The following is a 25,487-nucleotide window of genomic DNA, read 5'->3' as shown; positions in this document are numbered from 1 at the left end:
GGCGGCGGAGCTGCACGGAGCGGGGGGTAGCGTGACGAGGATCGATGATGTCGCACGCCTGGCCGGGGTCTCCACCGCCACCGTGTCCCGGGCGCTGCGAGGGCTGCCGACGGTCTCGGCCGCGACCCGGCGCCGGGTGCTCGCGGCGGCCGAGCAACTGGAGTACGCCGTCTCGCCGAGCGCCTCGCGGCTGGCCGGCGGACGCACCGGCACGGTCGCCGTCGTGGTCCCCCGCATCACCCGGTGGTTCTTCGGCACCGTCGTCGAGGCGGTCGAGGACATCCTCCAGCAGTCGGGCTACGACCTGCTGCTCTACAACCTCGGCGGGCGGGAGCAGATCCGTCAGCGGGTGCTGCGCACCGCCAACCTGCACAAGCGCGTCGACGCGATCATGCTGGTCGCCACGCCGCTGCGGCCCGCCGACCTGACCGCCCTGACGAAGCTGAAGCTGCCCGGGGTGACCATCAGCTCCGGCACGGTGGTGCCCGGCTGGCCCTGCGTACGCATCGACGACGTGGGCGTCGCGCGGACCGCCACCCGGCACCTGCTCGACCTGGGGCACCGGCGGATCGCCCACATCTCCGGCGACCCGGACGACGAACTGGCCTACACCACCCACCTCGACCGGCGGCGCGGCTACCGGGAGGCGCTGCGCGACGCCGGGCTGGTCCCCGATCCCGAGCTCGACGTGGAGTCACAGTTCACCATCAGCGGCGGCACGCGGGCCACCGAGGAGTTGCTCCGGCGCGGCGACCCGCCGACGGCCATCTTCGCGGCCTGCGACGAGATGGCGATGGGGGCGATGACCGCGCTGCGCGACGCCGGCCTGCGGGTGCCGCAGGACGTCAGCGTGATCGGCGTCGACGACCACGACCTGGCCAGCGTCCTCGGGCTGAGCACGATCGCCCAGCCGGCGGCGGAACAGGGCCGGCTCGCCACGCGGATCCTGCTCGACCCGCTGCACGGCCGGGCCCTGCCGCCGGGGAGCACCCCCTACCTCGACACGCCGGGATCACCGGTGATCCTGCCCACTCGGCTGATCGTGCGTGAATCGACCGCACCACCCCGGGCACACTAACGGGAACCGGCGACGCCCGGCAGCATCCGACCGTCCGGCTCGACACACGGGAGAAGGCCCTGAACAGCAACCCGACGCACCAGGACACGCCTGCCGGCCCGGCCACCGGTTGGTGGACCAGGGCCACCATCTACCAGGTCTACCCGCGCTCCTTCGCCGACTCCGACGGCGACGGGATCGGTGACCTGCCCGGCATCACCGCCCGCCTGGACCACCTCGTGGAACTGGGCGTGGACGCGCTCTGGCTGTCGCCGTTCTACCCGTCGCCGCAGGCCGACGCCGGGTACGACGTGGCCGACTACCGGGACGTGGACCCGCTCTTCGGCACCCTCGCCGACGCCGACCGGCTGATCGCCGGGGCGCACTCGCGCGGGCTGCGGGTCATCGTCGACCTGGTGCCCAACCACACGTCGTCGGCGCACGAGTGGTTCGCCGCGGCGCTCGCCGCCGCCCCCGGCAGCCCGGAGCGCGACCGCTACGTTTTCCGTGACGGCCGGGGGCCGGACGGCGCGCAGCCCCCGAACGACTGGCAGAGCGTCTTCGGCGGGCCGGCCTGGACCCGCGTCACCGGGGCCGACGGCCACCCCGGCCAGTGGTACCTGCACCTGTTCGACCCGGGTCAGCCCGACCTCAACTGGGACAACTCCGAGGTCCGGGAGGAGTTCCTGGAGGTGCTCCGGTTCTGGCTGGACCGCGGCGTCGACGGCTTCCGCGTCGACGTGGCGCACGGCCTGATCAAGCAGGCCGACCTGGCCGACTGGCAGGAGCCGCAGGAGATCCTCTCCGGTCAGGAGATCGACAAGCCGCGCCCGCCCATGTGGGACCAGGAGGGCGTGCACGAGATCTACCGGGACTGGCGGCGCGTGCTGGACGGCTACCCCGACGAGCGGGTCCTGGTCGCCGAGGCGTGGGTCGAGCCGGCCGAGCGACTGGCCCGGTACGTCCGCCCGGACGAGATGCACCAGGCGTTCAACTTCGAGTACCTGCTGGCCGCGTGGACCGCCCCGGCCCAGTACGCGGTGATCACCCGCTCGCTGGAGGCCACCGACGCCGTCGGCGCCCCGACCACCTGGGTGCTCTCCAACCACGACGTGGTCCGGCACGCCTCCCGGCTGGGGCTGCCGATCGGCGAAAAACGGCCCAACGGCATCGGCATCGGCGACCCGCAGCCGGACGCCGCGCTCGGCCTGCGCCGGGCCCGGGCGGCCACCCTGCTGATGCTCGCCCTGCCCGGCTCGGCCTACCTCTACCAGGGCGAGGAACTGGGCCTGCCGGAGCACACCACGATGCCCGACGAGGCCCGGCAGGACCCGACCTGGGCGCGCAGCGGTCACACCGAGCGGGGTCGCGACGGCTGCCGGGTGCCGATCCCGTGGGAGGCCGACGCCCCCTCGTACGGCTTCGGGCCGACCGACGCGAGCTGGCTGCCGCAGCCGTCGCTCTGGGCGGAGTTCGCCCTGGACCGGCAACGGGACACGCCCGGCTCGACGTACGAGCTGTACCGGACGGCGCTGCGGCTGCGCCGCGAGCACCGGCTCGGCGAGGGCCCGCTGGAGTGGCTCGCCTCCGGCGACGAGGTGCTCTCGTTCCGCAACGGGGGGCTGACCGTGCTGACCAACTTCGGCGACGCCGCCGTGCCGCTGCCCGCCGGGTCCGAGCTGGTGCACGCCAGCGCCCCGCTGGACGCCGACGGCGCCGTGCCCACCGACGTGACGGTCTGGGTCCGCCCGGCCTGACGGGTGAGCAAGGGGCACCTTCCCCAACGCTGTGCGTGGGAAGGTGCCCTTCGCTTACAGCCGTTCGGCGCGGTCGTGCAGCAGGTCCCGGACGTCGTCGATGTCGCCCGGCGAGGTCCGCGAGGCCAGCCAGTACATGACGCCCGTCGGGATGAAGAAGAGCTGGAAGGCCGCCAGCCCGACGGCGTAGTTCAGCGGCGGCGGAAAGGCCGCCCGCAGGCCGTGGAAGGCCACCCCCACCAGCCCGTTTCCGGCCGCCCGGCCGACACCGTTGACCAGGTTGCCGAGGCTGTAGACGGTGCCCCGGTGCTCGGGCGGGTTGACGTCGGCGATCAGGGCGAACCAGTTCGGCGAGTTCGCCGAGGTGAGCGCCAGCGCCACGACGGCGGTGAGCAGGCTCAGCCCGACCGTCGGCTCGGTGAACACGCTGGTCAGCACCGCCCGCACCACCGCGCCGGCGCCGGCGCCGTCCGGCACGTCGATGCGTACCGGCACGAAGAAGAGGACCAGGTAGAACGGCAGCGCCGCGAGGATGCCGACCGCCGCGACCAGGGCCCGGCCCCGGGGCGTACGCCGTTGCAGCACGTCGCCGACCAGCCCGCCCACGATGGAGAGCACCCCGCCGAGCTGGAACAGGGTGGCGAAGACGCTGCCCACGACCACGGCGGTGGCGGCGGAGTAGCCCTGGTCCTCGGCCCGCTGGGCGAAGAGCACCGGCAGCCAGACCAGCGACCCGAAGGCAGCCTGGGCGGTGAGGCCCTGGAGGATCAGCCAGCGGTTCGTCCGCCGGCCGAGGATCTTCGGCAGGTCCGCCCGGCTGATCCGGTAGTCGTACTCGGCGCCGGTGGCGAGCGCGTCGGCCAACTCCGGCTCGCTCTGCCCGCGCCGGATGTCGTAGGTGAACAGGTAGGCGACGGTCGCCGCGACGCCGACCACGGTCAGCAGCAGGAACGGGCGTCGCCAGTCGGCGGCCCCGAGGAGCCCGCCGACCAGCGTGCCGGCCAGCGTGCCGACGCCCTGCGACAGCCCCCAGAAGCTCATCACCAGCCCCCGGCGGCGGGGCGAGATCAGGTCGGTGACGACCGAGAAGCCGACCGACCCGACCGCACCCAGGCCGACCGCCGCCAGGATCTGCGCCGCCAGGAAGGCGGGATAGTTCGCCGCGACCGCGCTGCCGCCCGTACCCAGCGCCCAGATGAGGGTGCCGACCATCAGCAGCGGCTTGCGGTTCGCGCGGTCGCCCACGTACGCCCAGCCCACCGCGGCGACCGCGCTGGCCAGGAAGCTCACGGCGGTGACCAGGCCGAGCAGCCGCTGCGGCACGTCGAAGGCGGCGGAGATGGGCCCGTACAGCGGGGGCACCAGACCGATCGCCACGTTGTCCAGCGAGGCGAGCAGCACGAAGACCACGACGCTGTAGAACCGGTGCGTGGGCGTCCCGCCCCGGGCCCGCGCCGGCCCGCCCCTGGTCAAGGTCATGTGCGGCAGCCAACCAGGATCAGGTCACGAGCGGGTGACGACGCGCGGGCGCGCCGGGGCGCTCAGAGATAGCCGCCGATCGCGGGCGGGGCGGCGGGCGCGGCCGGCGTGCCCGCCCGCAGCGCGTACAGCTCGGCGAGGGTCGCGCCCTGGGGCGGCACCCCCGCCGCCGTGCCCAGCCACCCGGTCGCCTCCCCGTACGACAGCGGGCCCACCTCGATGCGGGCCAGGCAGCGACCCGGGCGGACCACCGCCGGGTGCAGCCGGGACAGGTCCTCGTTCGTGGTGATCGCGACGAGCACGTCGCGCCCCTGCCCGAGCAGCCCGTCGGTGAGGTTGAGCAGCCGGGACAGGGCCTGCCCGGCGGCCTGCTTCGCCTCGCCCCGGATCAGCTCGTCACAGTCCTCCAGGATGAGCAGCCGCCACCGGCGGCCCGTCCCCGGCTCGCCGTCCTCGTCCCCGACCGCCACCTCGGACAGGTACGCCGTGTCCGCGAAGAGCACGTCCGGGTCGAGCACGGCGTCGACCTGGCACCAGTCGCGCCACTGGCGGGCGAGGGCGCGCAGCGCGGTGGTCTTTCCCGTCCCGGGCGCCCCGTGCAGCAGCACCAGCCGGCCGGAGAGGCGCTCCGGGGTGGTCGCCATCAGCTCGTCGAGCGCGTCGCGTGCCGCGGCGGCGTAGTTCGGCCGGATCGCCGCCCACTCCGGCGCGGCGATGGAGCGTACGTCGCGCTGGCTGCCCCGGCGGGGGTTCTGGTGCCAGAAGCCGATCCGGCCGGCGCCCGGATCCTCCGGTTCGGCGGCGCCGTCGACGATCCGGTCCAGGGCCGGCCGGCCCACCTCCTCCGAGATCGCCGTGACCGTCACCTCCGCGCCGCGCCCCTTCCAGGTGACCACCCGGGCCGTCCAGCCGTCGCCGGCCAGCAGGCGGGACAGCTGGCGGTTCTCCACCGCCGTGCGGAGCAGTCGCCCGTCCGGGGCGGTCAGCGGCGCGTCGGGGCGCACCCGGGAGAGCCGGACGGTGTGCGACCACGGGTGGCGGCCGGTGACGAAGTCCGCCAGGACCAGCGCGTCGATGACGTCGCAGGGGGTGTCCGCGTCGTCGTACTGGAGCATCGAGGGAATGCCGGTGCCGGGCGCCTCGTCCGCTTCGGGGGTGGTTCGCATCCGTCGATGATCGCGAGCCGGGGCGCGCCCGTACAGTCCTTTACCCCGCCACGGCGTCGACCCGGTCGAGGAAGTGCTCGCGGGCGGCGGCGTACCGCTGCCGGATGGCGGGGACGGGGGCGGCGGCGTACTCCTCGGTGCCGTGGACGGACCACGTGGGGGGCGCCGCGCCGCCCAGGGCGACCCACGCGGCCTGGCGGGCGGCGCCGTCGGCGACGTACTCGCCGGGCGGCGGGACGACCACCGGCACGCCGAGGACCTGCGGCGCGATGCGGCGCACCGCCGCCGAGCGGGCGCCCCCGCCGACCAGGATCACCCGGCGCACGGCGGCGCCCTGGGCGGTGAGCGCGTCGAGGCCGTCGGCGAGGGCGCAGAGCAACCCCTCGACGGCGGCGCGCGCCAGGTGGGCGGCCGTCGAGGTGCGCAGGGTCAGCCCGTGCACGGCCCCGGACGCCAGTGGCCGGTCGGGCGTCCGCTCGCCCTCCAGGTAGGGCACCATGACCAGCCCGTCCGCGCCGGCGGGGGCGGAGAGCGCCAGCCGGGCCAGCTCGTCCAGGTCGACCCGGAGCATCGCCGCCGCGGCGTCGAGCACCCGCGCGGCGTTGAGCGTGCAGACCAGGGGCAGGAAGCGGCCGGTGGCGTCGGCGAAGCCGGCGACCGTGCCGCTCGGGTCGGCGGCCGGGGCGTCGGCGACGCTGAACACGGTGCCGGAGGTGCCGATCGAGACGACGACGTCGCCCGGGCCCGCGCCGACGCCGAGCGCGGCGGCGGCGTTGTCCCCGGTGCCGGGGCCGAGCACCGCCCCACCGGCGGGCAGGCCCGGCAGGGCGTCGGGGCGTACGGCGCCCGCCGGCTCCGCCGGGCCGAGCACGGTCGGCACGTGCGGGCGCCGGCCGAACGCCCGCTCCAGCAGGTCGAGGCGGTAGTCGCCGGTGGCCGGGGACCAGTAGCCGGTGCCGCTGGCGTCGCCCCGGTCGGTGCGCAGCGCCGGCAGGCCCGGCGCGCCCGCCAGCCGCCAGGTCAGCCAGTCGTGCGGCAGGCAGACCGCCGCCACCCGGGCCGCGTGTGCCGGCTCGTGCCGGGCCAGCCAGCGCAGCTTGGTGACGGTGAAGCTGGCGACCGGCACGCTGCCCACCGCGTCGGCCCAGAAGCGGCGGCCGGCCTCCCCGCCGCCGGCCTCCTCGACCAGCTCGGCGGCGGCCCCGGCGGAACGGGTGTCGTTCCACAGCAGCGCCGGCCGGACCACGTCGCCCGCCTCGTCGAGGCACACCATGCCGTGCTGCTGGCCGGCGACGGAGACCGCCGCCACATCGGCCAGCCCGCCGGCGGCGTCGACCGCCGCGCCCAGCGCGGTCCACCACGCCGCCGGGTCGACCTCGGTGCCGTCCGGGTGCGGCGCCCGGCCCTGCCGGAGCAGGGCGCCGGTCTCCGCGTCCCGGACGACGACCTTGCAGGACTGGGTCGAGGAGTCGACCCCCGCGACGATCGGCATCTCCGGCGGCCTCAGCGGGCGCCGAGCAGGTGCTCGACGGCGAGCTGGTTGAGCCGGACGAAACCGAAGCCCTTCGCGGCGGCCCCGTCGACGTCGAACTCCTCGAACGCGGAGCGGTCGGCGAGCAGGTCGGCGTAGCCCTCGCCCGGCGCCAGCGTCGGCGTGCCCAGGTCGGCGACCCGGCTCGCGGCCAGCGCCTCGGCGACCTCCGGGTCCGCCCGGAACGCCGCCGCCCGTTCCTTGAGCAGCAGGTAGGTGCGCATGTTCGCCGCCGCCGACGCCCAGACGCCGGTCATGTCCTCGGTGCGCGAGGGCTTGTAGTCGAAGTGCCGGGGGCCGTCGTAGGCGGGCCCGCCGCCGGGGCCGCCGTGCTCCAGCAGGTCGACCAGGGCGAACGCGTTCAGCAGGTCGCCGTGGCCGAAGACGAGGTCCTGGTCGTACTTGACGCCGCGCTGGCCGTTGAGGTCGATGTGGAACAGCTTGCCCTGCCAGAGCGCCTGGGCGATGCCGTGGGCGAAGTTCAGGCCGGCCATCTGCTCGTGCCCCACCTCCGGGTTGAGCCCGACCAGCTCGGGGCGGGCCAGGGTGGAGATGAAGGCCAGGGCGTGCCCGACGGTGGGCAGGAGGATGTCGCCGCGCGGCTCGTTCGGCTTGGGCTCGATGGCGAAGCGCAGGTCGTAGCCGGAGTCGACGACGTACTGGCAGAGCAGGTCGACGGCCTCCCGGTAGCGGTCCAGCGCGGCCCGGACGTCCTTGGCGAGGTCGTACTCGGCGCCCTCCCGGCCGCCCCACATCACGAAGGTGCGGGCGCCCAGCTCGGCGGCGAGGTCGACGTTGCGCAGCACCTTGCGCAGCGCGTAGCGCCGGACGTCGCGGTCGTTGCTGGTGAAGCCGCCGTCCTTGAAGACCGGGTGGGTGAAGAGGTTGGTGGTCACCATCGGGACCGCCAGGCCGGTCTCGTCGAGCGCCTTGCGGAAGCGGGCCACGTGCTGGTCGCGGGTGGCGGCGTCCGCGCCGAAGGGCACCAGGTCGTCGTCGTGGAACGTGATCCCGTACGCGCCGAGTTCGGCGAGCCTGTGCACCGCCTCGACCGGGTCCAGCTCGGGGCGGGTGGCGTCGCCGAACGGGTCGCGGGCCTGCCAGCCCACCGTCCAGAGGCCGAAGGAGAACTTGTCGGCGGGGGTGGGACGGGGTGCCATGGCAGACCTCCGAGGTGTCGTCCGCTATTTGTTCAGTGGTTGAATTATTTGGCGGGCCTGTGGCAGTGTCAAGGGGTGACCCGACCCGACGCCCCGCCCGGACCGGTGCGGCAGGGCAGCCTGCGCGAGTGGAACCTCGCCGTGGTGCTCGGCCGGATCGCCGCCGCCGACCGCCCGCCCTCCCGGGCCGAGCTGGCCGCCGGCACCGGCCTCACCCGGGCCACCGTCTCGGCCGTGGTGGAGGACCTGCTCGCCGGCCGGTTGGTCGCCGAGTCGGAGCCGACGCCCCGGACCGGCGCGGGACGGCCCTCACGGGGCCTGGTGCTCGCCACGGACGGCCCGGCCGGGCTCGGCCTGGAGGTCAACGTCGACTACCTGGCCGCCTGCGTGGTCGACCTCGCCGGCCGGGTCCGCCACCACACCGTGCACCGCGCCGACCTGCGGCCCGTCTCCCCCGCCGAGGCGCTCGCCCGGCTGGCCGACCTGGCCGCCCGCGCCCGCGCCGACGCCGCCCGCGAGGGGCTCACCCTGGCCGGCGCCGCCCTCGCGGTGCCCGGCCTGGTCGACGACGCCGGCCTGGTCCGTCTCGCCCCGAACCTCGGCTGGCGCGACGTGCCCGTCCCCGCGCTGCTCGCCGAGGGGCCGCCGCTGACCGCGCACGTCGACGGCGTACCGCCGCTGGTGGTCGACAACGAGGCCAACCTCGCCGCGCTGGGCGAGCTGCACGCCGGGCCGGCGGGCCGGGCCAGCTTCCTGCACATCTCCGGCGAGGTCGGCATCGGCGCCGGGATCGTGCTCGACGGAGCCCTGTTCCGGGGCGCACGCGGCTGGAGCGGGGAGATCGGTCACCTCCCGATCCGGCCCGACGGCCCGCCCTGCCGGTGCGGCGGGCGGGGCTGCCTGGAGACGTACACCGGTCAGGAGGCGATCCTCGCCGCGGCCGGCCTCGCCGGCGCGGACCTGCCGGCGGACACCGCGACGACCCGGCTGGCCGAGCTGGCCGGGGCCGGCGACCCGGGCGCGCTGCGGGCCCTGGCCGAGGCCGGCACCGCCCTGGGGGTCGCCGTCGCCGGCGTGGTGAACCTGCTGGACCTGGACACCGTGGTGCTCGGCGGCGGGTACGCCCCGCTGGCGCCGTGGCTGCGCCCGCCGGTGCTCGCCGAGATCTCCCGGCGGGTGCTCACCGCGGCCTGGTCGCCGGTCACCGTCCGCCCGGCGTCCCTCGGCGCCGCCGCCGCGGCCGTCGGCGGGGCCGGCTCGGTGGTACGCCGGATCCTGGCGCGCCCGGCCGGCTGGCTGGCCCGGGCGGCCTGAGCCGGATTCCCCCGGGGGTGGCGTCGCCCCGCCTCGGTACGCTTGTCCCGAGGCAACCACCCCCAACCGAGGAGAGCACGACCAGCATGCGCACAGGTCGACCGACCGGGGCGCCCGGCGAGCGGCGGTGACCACCGTTCCCGGGGGCGGTGGCACGCGCCCGGCCGACGGCGGGCAGCCCGCCCGCTTCCGCTCCGGCCTCTCCCCCGACCCCGCGCGCCCGGTCGACTCCCGGCTGACCCGGGAGGTGCTCGACGGGCTCACCGAGGCGGTCGTGACGGCCGACCGGGCGGGGCTGGTGACCCTGGTCAACGCGATGGCGACCGCCCTCCTCCCCGAGCTCGTGCCCGGCACCGACCTGCGCACCTGTCCGATACCAGCCATGGCCCGGTCGGTGAGGGCCGGGGCGGACAGCTTCGACGCCGAACACGGCGGTCGCCGGCTGCGGGGCGTACGACGCGACCTGGCCGACGGGCGGCACGCATGGTACGTGCGGGACGTCACCGAGGAACACGCGCGCACCGAGGCGCTCGGCGTCGAGCGGTCCCGGACGACGTTCCTCGCCCAGGCCGGCAGCCGCCTCGGGCTGTCGCTCCAGCGCGAGCAGACGCTGCGGACCGCCACGACCCTGCCCGTCCCCTACCTGGCCGACCTGGCCATGGTGGTCCACCTGCCGCCCCCGCCCGCGGAGGGCCAGCCGCACTGGATCCGGTACGACGGGGTCGATCCCGCCCCGGCGACCGGGCTGGCGACCTGGTCGCTGACCGGCTCGCTGCCCGGCCTGGCCGAGGCGCTGGCCGGGCACGCGGCCAACCCGGCCCCGTGGCCGGATCAGGAGACGGCCGGCCTGTCCTCCGTGCTTCCGCCCGGCTTCGGCCGGCCCGGCACCGTGCTGGTCAGCCCCATGCGGGGCGCCGGACGCACCACCGGAGCCCTGGTGCTGGTCCGTCGTGCCGGGCGGGCCGGCTTCGCCGGGCGCGACGTCGAGCTGGCCCGGGAGTTCGCCGCCCGCGCGGGCGCGGCCCTCGGCGCCGCCGAACTCTACGGCGAACAGGTCCACCTGGCGCGGGTGTTGCAGAACAGCCTGCTCCCGCCCGACCTGCCGGCCGTGCCGGGCGCCACCCTCGCCGGCGGGTACCGGGCGGCCGGGGACCGGCTGCGCATCGGCGGCGACTTCTACGACGTCTTCCCCATCCCGGGAGGCGCGATCTTCGCCCTCGGGGACGTGGCCGGCAAGGGCGTCGGCGCGGCCGTCCTCACCGGGCGGGTCCGCCAGTCCCTGCGGACCCTGCGCCTGGTCGAGCAACGGCCGCTGGAGTTGATGCGGCTGCTCGACCAGGCGCTTCTCGACTCCCCGGACGCGGCCCGCCGCAGCCAGTTCACCACCCTGCTGCTCGGCACCCTCCACGCCGCGCCCGGCGGCGGGTGCACCGTCCGGATCGCCGGCGGCGGCCACCCGTCCCCGCTGCTGGTCCGGGCCGACGGTGAGGTCGCCCCGGTCGCGGTCGGCGGGATGCCGGTGGGCGCGCTGGCCACCGCCCGGTTCGCCGAGGCGGAGCTGTGCCTCGGCCCCGGCGAGCTGCTGCTCGCGTACACCGACGGGGTCTTGGAGGCGCGCGGCGGCCCCGGCGGCCAGGAGATGTTCGGCGAGGAGCGGCTGCGCGCGGCGCTGGCCTCGGCCGCCGGGTTGGCCCCGGCCGCGCTGGTCGACCGGCTCCTCGACGCCGTCGACGAGTGGCTCGACGGGCAGAGCCAGGACGACATCGCGATGTTGGCCGTCGCGGCGGCAGCGCCCTGACCGGCCGAACCGTCGCGGCCGGGTGTCCGCCGGCCACGCCCGATCCTTCGGCGAACCCCGTCGACGCGGGGAACCCGTGTGCCCGCTCCGGCCGGGTCAGGCCGTCCTGGCCACCCGCGGCCCGTTCCCCGGCTGCTCCTGCGCCGGTAGGCCGACCGGGCGCTCCCGCGGCACCGCCGGCCAGGGGCCGGCCGCCTCGACGGACTGCACGGAGGCGTTCCGGTGCCGTGCCGCCTCGTCGAACTCCCGCATGCCCCGCAGGAGAGCCTGCCGCCCCTCGGCGGTCATGTCGGCGAGGATCGCCGCGAGCTGCTGGCGCCGGTCGTCCCGCAGCTCGGCGAGGAGCCGGCGGGACTCCGGGGTCAGGTGCAGCGAGATCTCCCGCCGGTCGAACCGGCCGGGCTCCCGTTCCAGCATGCCCGCCGCCACCAGGCGGTCGCAGAGCCGGCTGGCGGAGGAGAGCAGCATGTCGAGCCCGGTGGCCAGGCCGCGGAGGTTGATCCCCTCGTGCTGCTCGACCAGCATGATCGCGCGCAACTGCGCGCCGGAGACGCGACTGGTCGTCCGCTCCCGCGCGGCCTCCCAGACCGTCAGCAGGGCGTCGGCCACCGCGTCGAGCTCGACGGCCATACTCGTCTCGGGTCCGGAGGGACCGTGCACATCCGCCATGGTGGGCCCGAGACTACTCCGAATCCCCAAGTCTGGGCTCGTGACGAGGGAGCGATGATGAGCGAACCGGTCAACCGGGCACGGCAGGTCCTCAACGAGGCGCCCGCCGACCTGCTGCTGGACCGGATCGCCGACGTCCTGGCCGCGGACTACGGGATCGCCCGGGTGGAACTGCTCCAGGTCGACTACCGGCTGGCGGCGCTGCTGCCGCTCGTCGGGGACGAGCCCGTCACCGCGCCGGGGCACCCCGCCTGGCGCTGCTTCGACCACCAGGCCCCGATCGTCGCCGACGACACCGGATACCTCCCGGTGTCCATGCGCGGGGAACGCCGCGGCGTGCTGGTCGTGACCCCCGTGCCGGCCCGGCCGGCCGCGCTCGACGAGCTGACGGAGATCGCCACCACGCTCGCCCACGAGATCGCCGCGGTCACCCCGGGCACGGACGTGTACCGGTCCGCACGGCGTAGCAGGCGGCTCACCCTCGCCGCCGAGATGCAGTGGGAGATGCTCCCGGGCCGCAGCCGGACCCGCCCGTCGTTCAGCCTCGCCGGACAGCTGGAACCGGCGTACGCGGTGCGCGGCGACAGCTTCGACTGGTCCGACGACGGCAGCCGGGTCTGGTTGGCGACCATCAACGGCACGGGCGAGGGGGTGGCCGCCGCGATGCTCACCTCGCTCGCCACCCACGCGCTGCGCAACGCCCGCCGGTCCGGGCTCAGCCTCGCCGACCAGGCGGCCCTCGCCGACCAGGCGGTCTACGACCTGCACCGGGGAGACCAGCACCTCGCGGTGCTGCTGATGGAGCTGGACCTGCGCTCGGGGCTGCTCACAGTGGTCGACGCCGGGTCGCCCCGCCTCGTGCTGCTGCGCGACGGGCAGGTCCGGGAGCTGCCGCTGGAGGCGCAGTTCCCGCTCGGCATGTTCGAGGCCACCGACTACCGGGAGCAGCACTTCGAGCTGTGCCGCGACGATCGGCTCTTCGTGGTCAGCGACGGCGTCATCGAGGCCACCGGGCAGGACGTCCGGTACGGCGAGACCGCGCTCGACCGGTTCCTGCGCCGGACCGGACCGATGGAGCCGCTGGACGCCGTCCGCTCGCTGATCGGCGACCTGCGCGCGTTCGTCGCCGGCGACCTGACCGACGACGCGGTGGTGGTGTGCCTGGACTGGACGGGCCCGCAGGACTGAGCGTCCGGCCGCTCAGTACGCCCCACGGCTGTTGACCACCGCGCCGAAGGTCTTCCAGAGGATCGTCAGGTCGGCCGCGAGCGACCAGTTCTCCACGTAGTAGAGGTCGAGCCGGATGCCGTCCTCCCAGCTCAGGTCGGATCGGCCGCTCACCTGCCAGAGCCCGGTCATGCCCGGCTTGACCAGCAACCGGCGGGCCACGTCGCCGTCGTAGCGGGCCACCTCCGAGGGCAGCGGCGGTCGGGGGCCGACCAGGCTCATGTCCCCGAGCAGGACGTTGACCAGCTGCGGCAGCTCGTCCAGCGACCACTTGCGCAGCAGCCGCCCGATGCGGGTCACCCGCGGGTCGTCGCGCATCTTGAACATCAGGCCGTCGGTCTCGTTGCGGACGGCCAGCGCGGCCAGCAGGGCGTCGGCGTTTACCACCATGGTGCGGAACTTGTAGACGCCGAACTCCCGCCCGCCCTGCCCGACCCGGGTCTGCCGGAACAGCACCGGCCCCCGGCTGTCGACCTTGATCGCCAGCGCGACGACGGCCAGCAACGGCAGCAGCAGCGTGAGGGCGACCGACGAGACGGCCCGGTCGACGAAGCCCTTGACCAGCTTGCGGGCCCCGCGGAACTCGGGCGCCTCGACGTGGATCAGCGGCAGGCCGGCGACCGGCCGGGTGTGGATGCGCGGGCCGGCGACGTCGGTCAGCGCCGGGGCCACCACCAGGTCGATGCCGGTGCCCTCCAACTGCCAGCCCAGCCGGCGCAGGCGGGTGGCGGTCAGCTCGCCGGAGGCGGTCACCGCGACGGTGTCCGCGCCGATGGCGGTGGCCGCCTCGGGGATGCCCCGGAACGAGCCGACCACCGGCACGTCGCCCAGCCGCTGCGCGACCGGGGCGAGCAGCGCGTCCGGGATGCAGGCCCCGACCACCTGGTAGCCCGCGTACGGCTCGCGCCGCAGGGTGTGCACCAACTCCAGCACGTGCGCGGTGTCGCCGACCACCAGCACCTTGCGCGACCAGCCGGCGCCCTCGGAACGCGCCCGGTGCAGCCGCTTGCGGGCGGCGAACCGGGCCACCTCCAGGCCGAGCATGCCGACGGCGAACGAGATGCCGAGGAATCCCCGGGAGACGCCCACGTCGGCGATGTAGCCGGCGATCGCGATGCCACCGGCGAGGCGCAGGCTGGCGGTGCCGACCCGCCGGTACTCGTCGGCGCCGTAGCCGAGGACGCGGTCGTCGTAGCAGCGCAGCACCCGCAGCGAGACCAGCCAGGCGAGGACCAGCCCGGGGGCGACCAGAACGTACGGGATCTTCGATCCGCCGGGGGCGTCGTCGCCGAACCGGGCGACGTACCCGACGAGCACGGCGAGGGTCAGGACGGTGGTGTCCAGCACCACCAGGGAGCGGACGTAGGCACGCTCGCGGGTGCGGGCCGGCCCTGGCCGCGGTTCGTCCGGTCTCGACGACGTGCTGGCGGGGGTCAACAGCGTCGCTGAGGTCACCGGCCCTCCCCACTTCGGTCGCCGACGGCCCGTACGCCGGGCCCGGGTCGCGGGCCGGCCGTAGGGGCACCAGGACATCGTGCCCCGACAACCCCGCTCGCCGATTGCTTCGGACGCATTACCGTCACTACTTTCCCCGAGGAACCCCTTGCGGGGAAAGGGCCCACGGCACCGGATCCCGTGCGGCGGGTGCGCCCCGCGCTGCGTTGCGGCTCAGGCCGGGGCCTTGCGCAGCGCGATCGCCTTGAGGAAGATGTCGCCGATCTTGGTCGGGTCCTCGGTGACGAAGGCGCCTCCGCCGGTGACGTCGGTGATCGACTTCAGCTCGGCCTTGCTCACGTCGCTGCCGATACCGATGATCACGACCTGCACCGGCCGCTCCGGGTCCTTGAGCTTGTTCAGCTCGGCCAGCAGCTTCTGCTGCGTGATGCCGTCGGAGTCCTCGTTCTTGCCGTCGGTGAACAGCACGATCGAGTTGACCCGGCCGGGCTCCCAGTTGTCCTGCACCTCTTGGTACGCCGCCAGCACGGTGTCGTAGAGGCCGGTGTCACCATTCGACGAGCGGATCGAGCCCAGGGACTGCTCCAGCTTGCCGCGCTGGCGGGACAGCGGCCCGATGGTGAGCAGTTCCCGATGGTCGCGGGCGCCCACCAGCTGCGTGGAGAACGTCCAGAGACCGATCGACCAGGAGTCGTCGAAGAGGTTCAGCCCGCGCCGGGCCGCCTCGACGGTGACCTGCTGCCGGGTCGCGTTGCCGGCGTTGGCCACCTTCTCCTTCATCGACCCGGAGACGTCGATGACGGCGAGCATCCGGCCGGACTGGGTGGCGATCGACCAGCTGGAGACGGCGCGCTCCATGGCCTGCGGGTCGAGCCCGCCCGGAGCCGATCCGCCGCCGTTGGCCGGCGGGGCGGGAGCGCCGCCGGCCGGGCTGGGCGCGCCCTGCGGCGCGTCGAAGCCCGCGCCCCAGTTGCCGTCCGGCGCGCGCAGCGACCGGCTCGCCAACTGGTCACGGAAGTCGTCGGTGACGAGCACCTCGTAGAGCACCCTCGCCGCCGCCGCCTTGGCCGGCTCGATGCCGGGCAGCACCGCGTACGGGTAGTCCAGCGGCGCGGGCGCCGGCTCCAGGTAGAGCGCGGCCAGCGGCACCGGCGGCTTCTTGCTGTTGTACTGGATCACGTCCTCTTCCGAGAGCGCCGCCGCACCCAGGCTGCTCGCGATCGTCGTGGGATCCGAGGCGGTGGGGAACCGGGCGAGCAGGTCCGGCCGCAGCGCCGAGCGGTCGGTGGCGAGCGCCCGCAGCGCGGCCACCTTCTCCTTCTCCGCGTCGGGGCCGCCGGAGGCGCTGGCGGCGGCCGTCAGCGAGAGCAGGCCGGACAGGCCGGCGGCGTCGCGGGTCGGCTCGACGATCCCGGTGCGCAACGGCTTGTCGCTCTGCACCTGCTGCAGAAGCTGGGTCCAGCTGAACTTCTTCTGCGGCCAGCCGAGCCGCGTGGCGATCGGCACCGGCATCGCCACGACCACCGGGCTGCGGGCGATGGACGCCCCGTTGCCCGGCTCGAAGGCGGTGGCGCCACCGGTCTTGAGCCGCAGCAGCCACGTGGAGGAGTCGGGCACCCAGACGTCCGGGCTGACCGAGGTGCCGCTGGCCTGCCCCACGCCGGCCAGGGTGACGCCGTGCTTGGCGGCGACCGTCGCGGCCACGTCGACCGGATCGGACGCCGTGACGTTCACCGCGATGCAGGTGCCGCCCACCGCGGCACCGTCCTTCACCCACCGCGCGGCGGCGGCGTCGACCGCCGGGGCGAGCTCGGCCGCGACGGCGACGGACAGCTCGGTACGGCCCGAGCAGTTCGGTTGCGCCAGCTGCTGGTAGCCGAACCAGCCGCCGGCCGTGACGGCGAGGACGCCCACGGCAGCGGCGGCGGTGGCTGCGTGGAAATTCGTACGCATGCGATGGCGGCCTGCTGACACGGTGACCATCTTGCGGACCTGTCGGGACGACTGCCACGGGCCGTTCGGACGAAAGTTACGCAGAAGAAATAGTTGATCACCGAATTGCTACGGTGGGTGATCATGCCGCCCCGTGGCGTCGATGTCGCGAAGATGTTGGCTGGTCAGGGCACCACGCAGGTGGGGGACGTCACAGCCACCGGCTCCCCGACCGGAGCCGGGACGCCGGTGCCCGCGTCCACCCGGAAGACCCGGATCATGTCGGCCCGCTCGTCGGCGACGTAGAGGTGCTCGCCGGCCAGGGCGAAGTGCCGCGGCCACTCCCCGCCCGTGTCCACCTCGGCGACCAGCTCCGGCAGCTCGCCGGCCACGGCGAAGACCGCGACGGTGCCCACTCCCCGGTTGGCGACGTAGAGGAAGCGTCCGTCCGGGCCGACCGCGATCTCCGACGGCTGGACGGGCCCGGTGCGGTCGCTGGCCTCGACGCGGCCCCGCTGGTGCAGCGCGCCGTCGCCGGTCAGCTCGTAGGCGGTGACCGAACCGTCCAGCTCCCCCGCCACCCAGCAGCGCCGCCCGTCCGGGTGCCGGGCCAGGTGCCGGGGACCGACGCCGGCGGCCGTGCGCACCCGGGGTGCCCGGGGTACCAGCCGGCCGGAGGCCGCGTCCAGGTCGTAGCGGTAGATCGAGTCGGTGCCCAGGTCGACCGCGAGCAGCGGGCCCTGGCCCGGATCGGGGTTCACCATGTGGGCGTGCGCGCGTTCCTGGCGCTCCCGGTCCGGCCCGTGCCCCTCGTGCTGCACCAGGTCGCTGCGCTCGCCGGGGGCGCCGTCGGGGTCGAGCGGGAACACCGTCACGCTGCCGCCGCCGTAGTTGGCCACCACGAGGTGGCCGCCGTCCGGGACGACCGCCAGGTGGCAGGGCTCCGCGCCCCCGGTGGGCCGGGTGCCGAGCGGGGTCAGCTCGCCGTCGGCGCCGACGCGGAAGGCGCTGACCTGCCCGTCGGGCAGCTCGTTCACCGCGTAGAGGACGGGCAGCCGCGGGTGCCGAGCCAGGAAGGAGGGCGAGGGGGTGACCGCGACGGTGCCGAGCGGGGTCAGCTCACCGGAGACGGGGTCCCGCCGCGCCGCGACGATGCCGGCGGCCCGGCCCCCGCTGTGCGCCGTGTAGCCGCCGATGTGGACGATCTCGCCCTGACCTGTCACCGCGTCCGCCTTCCGCCGATTCCTCCGTCGATCCCACCAGCGTTCCCACTGGGCCGCTTGCTTAGCCCCGAAACCCCCACCGAATCGTGGCGGCCCGCCGGCAGACGCCCGCCGGGCCGCCGCCGGCTCAGGCCGCCGGGACGGGCTCGCCGCGCTGCCGGGCCACGTGCTCGACCAGCGCGATCAGCACCTCCTTGCCGGACTGCCGGTCCCGCGCGTCGCAGAGCACCAGCGGCACGTCGGGGTCGAGGTCCAGCGCCTGGCGTACGGACTCCAGGCTGAACCGGCGGCCGCCGTCGAAGCAGTTGACCCCCACGACGAACGGGACGCCCCGCTGCTCGAAGTAGTCGATCGACGGGAAGCAGTCGGCCAGTCGGCGGGTGTCGGCGAGCACCACGGCCCCGAGCGCGCCGAACGCCAGCTCGTCCCAGAGGAACCAGAACCGGTCCTGGCCCGGGGTGCCGAAGAGGTAGACCTGGAGGTCGTCGTTGATCGTGATCCGGCCGAAGTCCATCGCCACCGTGGTGGTCGACTTCGCCTCTACGCCGGAGAGGTCGTCGGTGCCGATGCCGGCACCGGTCAGCACCTCCTCGGTCTGCAACGGCCGGACCTCGCTGAGCGCGCTCACCAGCGTCGTCTTGCCGGCGCCGAACCCCCCGGCGATCAGGATCTTCAACGCGAGCGGGATCCGGGATTCGGATCCGGTCCGGTCATAGCGCACGGAGTCCACTGACCACCGCCTTGAGGATGTCGTCGTCGGGCAGGTATGCGGCGGCCGTCGGCTGGTGCACCGCGACCAGCCCGCGCGACAGCAGGTCGCCGAGGAGCACGCGGACCACGCCCACCGCGAGGTCGAGGTCGACCGCGAGCTCCGCGACGGGGACCGGTCGGGCGGCCAGCTCCACCAGGCGCCGGTGCTCGGGGTGCAGCTCCGGGTGGACGGTCGGGTCGGCGGCCGCCTCGGCCAGCACGTACGCGACCAGGTCGAAGCCGACCGCGCCCGAGCGGACCCGACCGCCGGTGAGGGTGTAGGGCCGCACGACCGGGCCGGCGTCGTCGTCGAGCCACTCGTGCTGCGGCCCGGGCGAGTCAGCCCGCATCGGCGGTCCCCGCCGTCGTCCGGGCCGGGGCGCTGAGGTACTCCCCGACCCGGGTGACGAGCATCGCCATCTCGTACGCCACGAGGCCGATGTCCGCGTCCGCGTCGGCGACCACGGCCAGGCAGGCGCCCTGCCCGGCCGCGGTGACGAAGAGGTACGCGGACTCCATCTCCACCACGGTCTGCCGGACCGCCCCGCCGGCCACCTGCCGGCTCGCGCCCCGGGCCAGGCTGGAGAAGCCCGACGCCAGCGCGGACAGGTGCTCGGCGTCGGCACGGTCCATCCCGGCGGAGGCGCCCATCAGCAGCCCGTCCGCCGAGAGCACCACCGCCTGTCGGGCGGGCGGCACCCGTTCCACCAGCTCGTCGAGCAACCAGTCGAGATCGGCGCTCTGCCTAGTCGGATGCATCAGGCGTCCCTCTCAGTCGCGGTCCTGGGTTCGGTGTCCACCGGCTGCTCGGCCGGCGTCGGGTTCGGGTCCGCACTCGGCGGGTCGGCCGGCGCCGGGCTCGGGTCCGCACGAGGCGGGTCCGGCCGGTCGGCGGCGGCGGGCGCGGCCTGTCGCGGGGTCGTCCCGGTGGCCGCCGCGCGGCCACGGGCGGTGCCGGCCTGGAGGGCGGACATGATCCGCCGTGCCTCCTCCGGGCTGCGCGGGGCGGGACTGGCGATCACCGGCTGCCGCAGCGTCGGGCCGTCCAGCGCGGACCGCCGCCCCGACGCGTCCCCGGCGGAGGAGTGCTCCCCGGTCGTGTCCGGGTGCCGGGGCCGGACCGTCGGAGGCCGGCGGCGCACCCGACGGGGCAGCCCGTCGATCTCCCCGACGGCCTCGACCGGGGCGGGACCGCCGGCATCCGCCCCACCCGGGGCCGAACCGGGGGCCGCGCCGGCCGGGGCCGGCCGCGCGGGGCCCGTGCCGGCGTGCGCGGAGCGGGAGGCGGCCGGAGCCCCGGTGGAGGGTGCCGTGGCGGGCCCGGTGGAGCGGGCCGGGCGGGGCAGCGTGCCCAGCCGGCTCGCCCGGGCGAGCCGCCGCTCCTCCGACGTCGAGGCGGGCCGGGGCGCCACCCGCGGGCCGCCGGTCGGGGGCAGGGAGGGCTCGTCGGTGACCAGGTCGGCGGGGATGAGCACCACGGCGGTCAGCCCGCCGCCGTCGGACGGGCGCAGCCGCACCCGGACCCCGTGCCGGGCGGCGAGGCGGGCCACCACGAAGTGTCCGAGGCGGGCGGTCTCGGAGGGCTCGAAGTCGGGCGAGCGGGCCAGCCGCCGGTTCGTGTCCTCCAGCGCGGCGGCGGACATGCCCAGGCCCCGGTCGGTGACCTCCACCGCGTAGCCGTTCGCCACGTGCTGCCCGGAGACCTCGACCCGGGTCTTCGGCGGCGAGAACGCGGTGGCGTTCTCGATCAGCTCGGCGAGCAGGTGGATCACGTCGCCGACGGCCCGCCCCAGCACGCCGGCGGGTGCCACGGTGGTGATGTCGACCCGGTCGTACGACTCGACCTCGGAGATCGCGCCCCGGACCAGGTCGACCGTCGCGACCGGGTTGCGCCAGCCGCGCCCGGGGGCCGCGCCGGCCAGGATGACCAGGTCCTCGGCGTGCCGCCGCAGCCGGGTGGCGAGGTGGTCGACGCGGAACAGCTCCGCCAGCTCGTCCGGGTCCTCGGTGTGCCGCTCCATCCGGTCGAGCAGCGCGAGCTGCCGGTGCACCAGCCCCTGGCTGCGCCGGGCGATGTTGAGGAACACCTCGTTGAGGCCCCGGCGCAGGGTCACCTCGTCGACGGCCGACTGCACGGCGGTGCGCTGCACCGCGGTGAACGCCCGCGCCACCTGGCCGATCTCGTCGCCGCCGTACTCCAGCGGGGGCGCCTCCCGGGCGACGTCGACCTGCTCGCCCCGGCGCAGCCGGGCCACCACGTCGGGCAGCCGGTGCTCGGCCGTCTCCAGCGCGGCCGTGCGTACGCCGGAGAGCCGGTGCGCGAGGTTGCGGCCGACCCGCAGCGACACGAGGACCGAGACCACGACGGCGGCCAGGCCCAGCAGCCCGGCGGCGCCGAGGCGGACCAGGATGCGCACGGCCGACGGCACCGACCGCTCGGCGAGCCCGTCGGCCTGCGCCAGCTCGAACTCCCGCAGTGCCTGCTGCACCGCCTGGTAGTTCTCCTGCCAGGCCCTCGGGTCCACGGTCGGCCGGGTGGCGGAGCCGGCGCCCACCAGCTCGTCCTGCATGGCCCGCAGCCGGCCGAAGGTCGCCCCCTCGGTCAGCCGTTGGAACGCGGCGCGCTCGGCGTCCGGCAGGTCGGCGATCGCCGTCTCGGCGAGGAACCGCTGGTTGCCGACGGTCTGCACCAGCTGGAGGTGCTCGCCGTCGGCGAACCGGCCGGCGGTGAACGCCCCGGCGAGCAGGGCGTCGGTCTGCCCGAGCAGCTCCCGGGACCGGCCGAGCCCGGTGACGGCCAGGGCCTGCCGGTTGAGGTCCCGGTCGGGCAGGTTGGCCATCGCCGAGAACGCCTGGAAGGCCGAATTGATCATTCCGCTGTAGAGCCCGACCGCGCCGGCCCGGTCCACCGCCCGCCGGTCGATGAACCCCCGCCCGGCGGGCAGCGCGTCCAGCGCGGTGACCAGCTGGTCGAGCCGGGCGTCGAGGATGTCGTCGGCGGCGTCGCGCAACTCCTCCCCGCCGACCCGCCGGCGCAGCTCCGCGATCGCCCGGTCGGTCCGCTGCCGCTGCTCGGCGAGCCCCGGCGCGTCGCTCTCGCCCGCCAACTGCACCACCGAGAGCCGGCGTTCCCGTTGCAGCTCGGCCACCACCGTCTCGCCGGGACGGCCGAGGTCGTAGAGGAGCGTCCGGGCGGCGAGCAGGTCGAGGGCGGGCCCGAAGGTGAGCGTGGTGGCGAAGATCCAGAGTGCCAGCAGCGCGGTCACCGGCACGACGACCAATGCGGTCAGCTTCGAGCGGATCGGCCAGTCGCGGGTGTTCAATCAGACCTCGCCCGGAAGGTGTGGCTGCGGGGGCGCCGGCGCCGGCCGGGCAGCGTCGCGGTCGGACTGTTCCGGCCCGCGGTGCCGGGCAGGTCCGGCTGACGCCTTGGGCAGGATACGTAATCCTCGCCCGATGCACTACCGTCCGTCGCGCCGGGCCTACCGGACGAACGTCCATGATCGACGAACGCCCCGCCGGGGGCCGGCGGGGCGTTCGTGGGTGGTACGGATCAGGCGTCGACGGAGATGCCGAGGCCCTCGGCGACCCGGCGGCCGTAGTCGGCGTCGCACTGGCTGAAGTGCCAGACCATCTTCTCCTGGATGTGCTTGTCGCACTGGGCCAGCAGGGTGGTGAGGTTGAGGATCAGGTCGTCCCGCTCCCAGTCGGCCATCTCGCGGTAGCGCCGGCCGGCCTGGGAGTAGTTGTTCTGCCGCTCGATCGGGGCCTTCATGACCTGGCCCGAGACGAACGGACGGTACTCCCGGTAGGACTCGTCGGCCTCCCGGAGACCGGCGACCGAGGACGGCTCGAAGTTGATGTGCGGGTTGGCGCCGCGGTCGTCCACCCCGTACGACATCTGGCCGCCGGTCTGGTTGGTGCTGACCCGTACGTCCTCGCGCGGCCGGTTGACCGGCAGCTGGAGGTAGTTCGGGCCGACCCGGTAACGCTGGGTGTCCGAGTAGGAGAACGTCCGGCCGATCAGCATCTTGTCGTCGGAGAAGTCGATGCCGTCGACCAGCACGCCGGTGCCGAAGGCGATCTGCTCGTTCTCGTTGTGGTGGTCGGTGATGTTGCGGTTGAGCGTCATCATGCCGACCGGCAGGTAGGGGAAGTCCTCCGCCGGCCAGATCTTGGTGTCGTCGAGCGGGTCGAAGTCCAGCTCCGGGTGCTCGTCGTCGCTCATCACCTGGACGTTGAGCTCCCACTTCGGGTGGTCGCCGCGCTCGATCGCCTCGTAGAGGTCCTTCGAGGCGTGGCCCAGCTCGGTGGCCTGGATGGCGTCCGCCTCGGCCTGGGTGAGGTTGTGCTCGCCCTGCTGGGACAGCCAGTGGAACTTGACCAGCACGCCCTCGCCCTCGGCGTTGACGAGGCGGTAGGTGTTCACCCCGGAGCCGCGCATCGTCCGGTAGTTCTTCGGGATGCCGTACGGGGAGAAGAGCCAGGTCAGCATGTGCATCGACTCGGGCGTGTTCGACATGAAGTCGAAGATCCGGTTCGGCTCCTGACGGAAGGTGACCGGGTCCGGCTTCAGCGCGTGGATCACGTCCGGGAACTTGATCGCGTCGCGGATGAAGAAGACCTGGAGGTTGTTGCCCACCATGTCCCAGTTGCCGTCCTCGGTGCGGAACTTGACGGCGAAGCCGCGCGGGTCGCGCGCCGCCTCGGAGGAGTCCCGGCCGCCGATGACGGTGGAGAAGCGGATGGTCACGGGCGTCTTGTTGCCCCTGGTCTGGAACAGCTTGGCCCGGGTGTACGTCGACGCCGGCTGGTCGCCGATCGTCCCGTACGCCTCGAACTCGCCGTGCGCGACGAAGCCGCGGGCGTGCACCACCCGCTCCGGGATGCGCTCCCGGTCGAAGTGGCTGATCTTCTCCAGGAAGTGGTAGTTCTCCAGCGTCGCCGGGCCGCGCGAACCGACCGTCCGCTGCTGCTGGTTGTTGTGCACGGGGTGACCCTGACGGGTGGTGAGGATCGGCCTGTTGGCCTGCGGGTCGCTCATGGCTCTCCTCCGGTGGTCGTGGTCGTCCCGCCCAGCTCGTACCGGGCCGGTCCGCCGGCCGGGGCGAACCGGCGCAGCAGGATCCGACCGGCATCACCCCACCCAAGCGCGTTTTCTGGAACGAGTCAAGTTTTGGCAGCCGGTCACGCTGTGTGACTCGTCATGCCATGGCGGGGAATCAGCGGGGGCCGGGTCCGCCGGGCAGCGGGGTCGGGTTCGTCAGGAAAGTGCACCGGAACGGGATTGGCGGGCAGTGAGCGGAGGGAATACCACCTGACGAAGGAGGAGCCATGTCGCCCACGCAGATAGTCGTCATCGTTCTCGTCGTGCTGGTGATCGCGGCCGTAGCCGTGGCCGCCCGGTCGTACGCCCGCCGCCGCGCGCTGCGGTCGCGGTTCGGTCCCGAGTACGACCGTGCCGTCGCCGAGCAGGACAGCCGGACCGCCGCCGAGCGGGAACTGCGGGAGCGGGAGCGCCGCCACGCGGAGCTCACGCTGACCCCCCTCGCCCCCGAGTCCCGGGCCCGGTACTCCGCCGCGTGGGAGGAGCTCCAGGTCCGCTTCGTCGACTCCCCCGCCGAGACCGTGGGTGAGGCGGACGAACTGGTCACCCGGCTCATCGCGGAACGTGGCTACCCCACCGGCGAGTTCTCCGACCAGATCGCCCACCTCTCCGTCGAACACGCCCGCACGCTGGGCCACTACCGCGACGCCCACGACATCCACCTGCGCAACTCCCGGGGCGAGGCGAGCACGGAGGAACTCCGCCAGGCCGTCGTCCACTACCGCGCCCTCTTCGCAGACCTGCTCGGCGAGGAGCCGGTCGGAGCCCGACCGTCCGAGCAGCACGACCCGGACAGCCAGCACGACGTCACGAGCCGCTAGGAGGATGACCATGCGCCAGGAAGAGCAGCGGGTGGGCAACGAGCACCCCGAGGCCGTCCGCTCCGAGCCGGTGCCGGTGCCGCCTCCGGGCGACCGGTCCGGCCGGGCCGACGTACCCGAGGACGTCCTCGACGACCGGGGCACCTTCGACGATCCGGCGGTCGCCGACCGCGACCGGACCGGCCGCAACCGGACCGGCCGCGACGACGACGAGCCGTCGCGCGACCGGGACGCCGGCCGGGCCCGGCCGGACGACCGGGACGCCGACCGCGACCGGGGCGGGTTCCACGAGCCGGGGCCGGTGCCGACCGCCTTCGGGGCCACCAGCGTCGGCGGCGCGGTCGCCGCGTCCGCCCTGGCCAGCCCCCTGCCGGAGGACGAGCCCGACCCGCGTACGGAGTCGACCGCGCGCCCGGGCGACGGTGCCGTGGGCGGCCCCCGGGAGGGCCGCCGGGCGGACCCGACCGCCGAGTTCCACCGTTCCGTCGGGCTCGGCGACGACCGTTCCGACGACCGGCAGGACCGCCGGGACGGCGCCGAGGTGCTGCCGCCGGACGCCGCAGACGGCCGTCCCGAGCGCCGGGCCGACGTCACCGGGTGGGCCGGCGACCCGGAGGGCGGCGCGGCCGGGGCTGCCGGGTACGGCAGCGCCACGCCCACGATGGTCGACCCGGACGCCGAGCACGCGCCGGCCGGGCGGGCGGCCACCGGGGAACTGGGGGTCGCCGGCACCGACCGGCCGGCGGGCGCGACCGTGGCCGCCGAACCGGCCAGCCTCTTCGACCCGGCGACGGCGCAGGGCTTCCGGGACCGCTGGCGCAACGTCCAGCTGCGCTTCGTGGACGATCCCCGCGCGGCGGCCGGGGAGGCCCAGTCGCTGGTCGACGAGGCCATCCAGGCGCTCTCCTCGGCGCTGTCCGCGCAGAAGAACAAGCTGGGCGGCTGGCAGGACGCCGGCTCCGCCGACACCGAACAGCTCCGGATGGCCGTCCGCCACTACCGCGACTTCCTGGACCGGGTGCTCGGGCGCTGACCCCGGTT

At 74.9% G+C, this 25,487-nt stretch carries 19 protein-coding genes and 1 pseudogene; 7 read left to right on the top strand and 13 right to left on the bottom strand.

Going from position 1 to position 25,487, the window contains the following annotated elements; genetic code table 11:
• Nucleotides 1-31: 31 nt before the first annotated feature.
• Together ABZ573_RS18585 and ABZ573_RS18580 are read left to right on the top strand one after the other, a co-directional pair.
• Entirely contained in the window at nt 32-1,078 is a 1,047-nt protein-coding gene (locus ABZ573_RS18585; RefSeq protein WP_327029402.1) for a LacI family DNA-binding transcriptional regulator, read from the top strand.
• Between the two features lie 59 nt (nt 1,079-1,137).
• Nucleotides 1,138-2,814 (top strand): glycoside hydrolase family 13 protein, encoded by a 1,677-nt coding sequence (locus ABZ573_RS18580; RefSeq protein WP_358119470.1) that lies wholly within the window; start codon nt 1,138-1,140, stop codon nt 2,812-2,814.
• A gap of 54 nt (nt 2,815-2,868) precedes the next feature.
• On the opposite strand, the gene ABZ573_RS18575 is transcribed toward ABZ573_RS18580, so the two are convergent.
• The 4 genes from ABZ573_RS18575 to xylA all read right to left on the bottom strand — a co-directional run bounded on the left by ABZ573_RS18575 (nt 2,869) and on the right by xylA (nt 8,150).
• Nucleotides 2,869-4,293 carry an MFS transporter gene (locus tag ABZ573_RS18575; RefSeq protein ID WP_358119356.1) on the bottom strand — a complete coding sequence of 475 codons (1,425 nt, stop codon included), beginning with the start codon at nt 4,291-4,293 and terminating at the stop codon, nt 2,869-2,871.
• 62 nt (nt 4,294-4,355) lie between these two features.
• Nucleotides 4,356-5,459: a DUF5925 domain-containing protein gene (locus tag ABZ573_RS18570; RefSeq protein ID WP_358119353.1), complete on the bottom strand. Its 1,104-nt coding sequence runs from the start codon at nt 5,457-5,459 to the stop codon at nt 4,356-4,358.
• Between the two features lie 40 nt (nt 5,460-5,499).
• Nucleotides 5,500-6,951 carry a xylulokinase gene (gene xylB, locus ABZ573_RS18565; RefSeq protein ID WP_151453298.1) on the bottom strand — a complete coding sequence of 484 codons (1,452 nt, stop codon included), beginning with the start codon at nt 6,949-6,951 and terminating at the stop codon, nt 5,500-5,502.
• Nucleotides 6,952-6,962: 11 nt separating this feature from the next.
• Nucleotides 6,963-8,150, bottom strand: coding sequence for a xylose isomerase (gene xylA / locus ABZ573_RS18560; protein ID WP_151453299.1), 1,188 nt, complete (start codon nt 8,148-8,150; stop codon nt 6,963-6,965).
• A 75-nt stretch (nt 8,151-8,225) separates the two neighbouring features.
• On the opposite strand from xylA, the gene ABZ573_RS18555 reads away from it, so the two are divergent.
• On the top strand, nt 8,226-9,464 hold the full coding sequence (locus ABZ573_RS18555) for an ROK family protein (RefSeq protein ID WP_225852012.1): 1,239 nt from the start codon (nt 8,226-8,228) through the stop codon (nt 9,462-9,464).
• Between the two features lie 127 nt (nt 9,465-9,591).
• Nucleotides 9,592-11,262 carry a PP2C family protein-serine/threonine phosphatase gene (locus ABZ573_RS18550; protein WP_358119348.1) on the top strand — a complete coding sequence of 557 codons (1,671 nt, stop codon included), beginning with the start codon at nt 9,592-9,594 and terminating at the stop codon, nt 11,260-11,262.
• A gap of 96 nt (nt 11,263-11,358) precedes the next feature.
• Here ABZ573_RS18550 and ABZ573_RS18545 read toward each other — a convergent pair whose 3' ends face one another.
• Nucleotides 11,359-11,892 carry a MarR family transcriptional regulator gene (locus ABZ573_RS18545; protein WP_151453300.1) on the bottom strand — a complete coding sequence of 178 codons (534 nt, stop codon included), beginning with the start codon at nt 11,890-11,892 and terminating at the stop codon, nt 11,359-11,361.
• 96 nt (nt 11,893-11,988) lie between these two features.
• On the opposite strand from ABZ573_RS18545, the gene ABZ573_RS18540 reads away from it, so the two are divergent.
• Nucleotides 11,989-13,119: a PP2C family protein-serine/threonine phosphatase gene (locus tag ABZ573_RS18540; RefSeq protein ID WP_327029409.1), complete on the top strand. Its 1,131-nt coding sequence runs from the start codon at nt 11,989-11,991 to the stop codon at nt 13,117-13,119.
• 12 nt (nt 13,120-13,131) lie between these two features.
• On the opposite strand, the gene ABZ573_RS18535 is transcribed toward ABZ573_RS18540, so the two are convergent.
• The 8 genes from ABZ573_RS18535 to ABZ573_RS18500 all read right to left on the bottom strand — a co-directional run bounded on the left by ABZ573_RS18535 (nt 13,132) and on the right by ABZ573_RS18500 (nt 23,562).
• Nucleotides 13,132-14,613, bottom strand: a complete 1,482-nt coding sequence (locus ABZ573_RS18535) for a sugar transferase (RefSeq protein WP_151453302.1) — start codon at nt 14,611-14,613, stop codon at nt 13,132-13,134.
• Nucleotides 14,614-14,826: 213 nt separating this feature from the next.
• Complete coding sequence (locus ABZ573_RS18530) at nt 14,827-16,587, bottom strand: substrate-binding domain-containing protein (protein WP_151453303.1); 1,761 nt, start codon at nt 16,585-16,587, stop codon at nt 14,827-14,829.
• A 143-nt stretch (nt 16,588-16,730) separates the two neighbouring features.
• Nucleotides 16,731-17,768: a lactonase family protein gene (locus tag ABZ573_RS18525; protein WP_151453304.1), complete on the bottom strand. Its 1,038-nt coding sequence runs from the start codon at nt 17,766-17,768 to the stop codon at nt 16,731-16,733.
• 127 nt (nt 17,769-17,895) lie between these two features.
• Nucleotides 17,896-18,498 carry an ATP/GTP-binding protein gene (locus tag ABZ573_RS18520; RefSeq protein ID WP_151453305.1) on the bottom strand — a complete coding sequence of 201 codons (603 nt, stop codon included), beginning with the start codon at nt 18,496-18,498 and terminating at the stop codon, nt 17,896-17,898.
• Nucleotides 18,479-18,868 carry a DUF742 domain-containing protein gene (locus ABZ573_RS18515; protein WP_151453306.1) on the bottom strand — a complete coding sequence of 130 codons (390 nt, stop codon included), beginning with the start codon at nt 18,866-18,868 and terminating at the stop codon, nt 18,479-18,481. The genes ABZ573_RS18520 and ABZ573_RS18515 overlap by 20 nt, the downstream gene beginning before the upstream one ends.
• Entirely contained in the window at nt 18,858-19,277 is a 420-nt protein-coding gene (locus ABZ573_RS18510; RefSeq protein WP_151453307.1) for a roadblock/LC7 domain-containing protein, read from the bottom strand. Before ABZ573_RS18510 ends, ABZ573_RS18515 begins: the two co-directional genes overlap by 11 nt.
• Entirely contained in the window at nt 19,277-21,841 is a 2,565-nt protein-coding gene (locus tag ABZ573_RS18505; RefSeq protein ID WP_358119338.1) for a nitrate- and nitrite sensing domain-containing protein, read from the bottom strand. Before ABZ573_RS18505 ends, ABZ573_RS18510 begins: the two co-directional genes overlap by 1 nt.
• Before the next feature lie 230 nt (nt 21,842-22,071).
• Nucleotides 22,072-23,562: a catalase gene (locus ABZ573_RS18500; RefSeq protein WP_358119335.1), complete on the bottom strand. Its 1,491-nt coding sequence runs from the start codon at nt 23,560-23,562 to the stop codon at nt 22,072-22,074.
• A 290-nt stretch (nt 23,563-23,852) separates the two neighbouring features.
• On the opposite strand from ABZ573_RS18500, the gene ABZ573_RS18495 reads away from it, so the two are divergent.
• Both ABZ573_RS18495 and ABZ573_RS18490 read left to right on the top strand, forming a co-directional pair.
• Nucleotides 23,853-24,446 (top strand): hypothetical protein, encoded by a 594-nt coding sequence (locus ABZ573_RS18495; RefSeq protein WP_151453310.1) that lies wholly within the window; start codon nt 23,853-23,855, stop codon nt 24,444-24,446.
• Nucleotides 24,447-24,705: 259 nt separating this feature from the next.
• Nucleotides 24,706-24,921 (top strand): annotated as a pseudogene (locus ABZ573_RS18490) (hypothetical protein); the annotation flags it as partial.
• Nucleotides 24,922-25,487: the final 566 nt, after the last annotated feature.

Origin of the sequence: Micromonospora sp. NPDC007220, from assembly GCF_040634035.1 — a bacterium.
In the GTDB taxonomy this organism is placed as follows: domain Bacteria; phylum Actinomycetota; class Actinomycetes; order Mycobacteriales; family Micromonosporaceae; genus Micromonospora; species Micromonospora reichwaldensis.
This window is presented reverse-complemented; position numbering and strand designations above follow the sequence as displayed.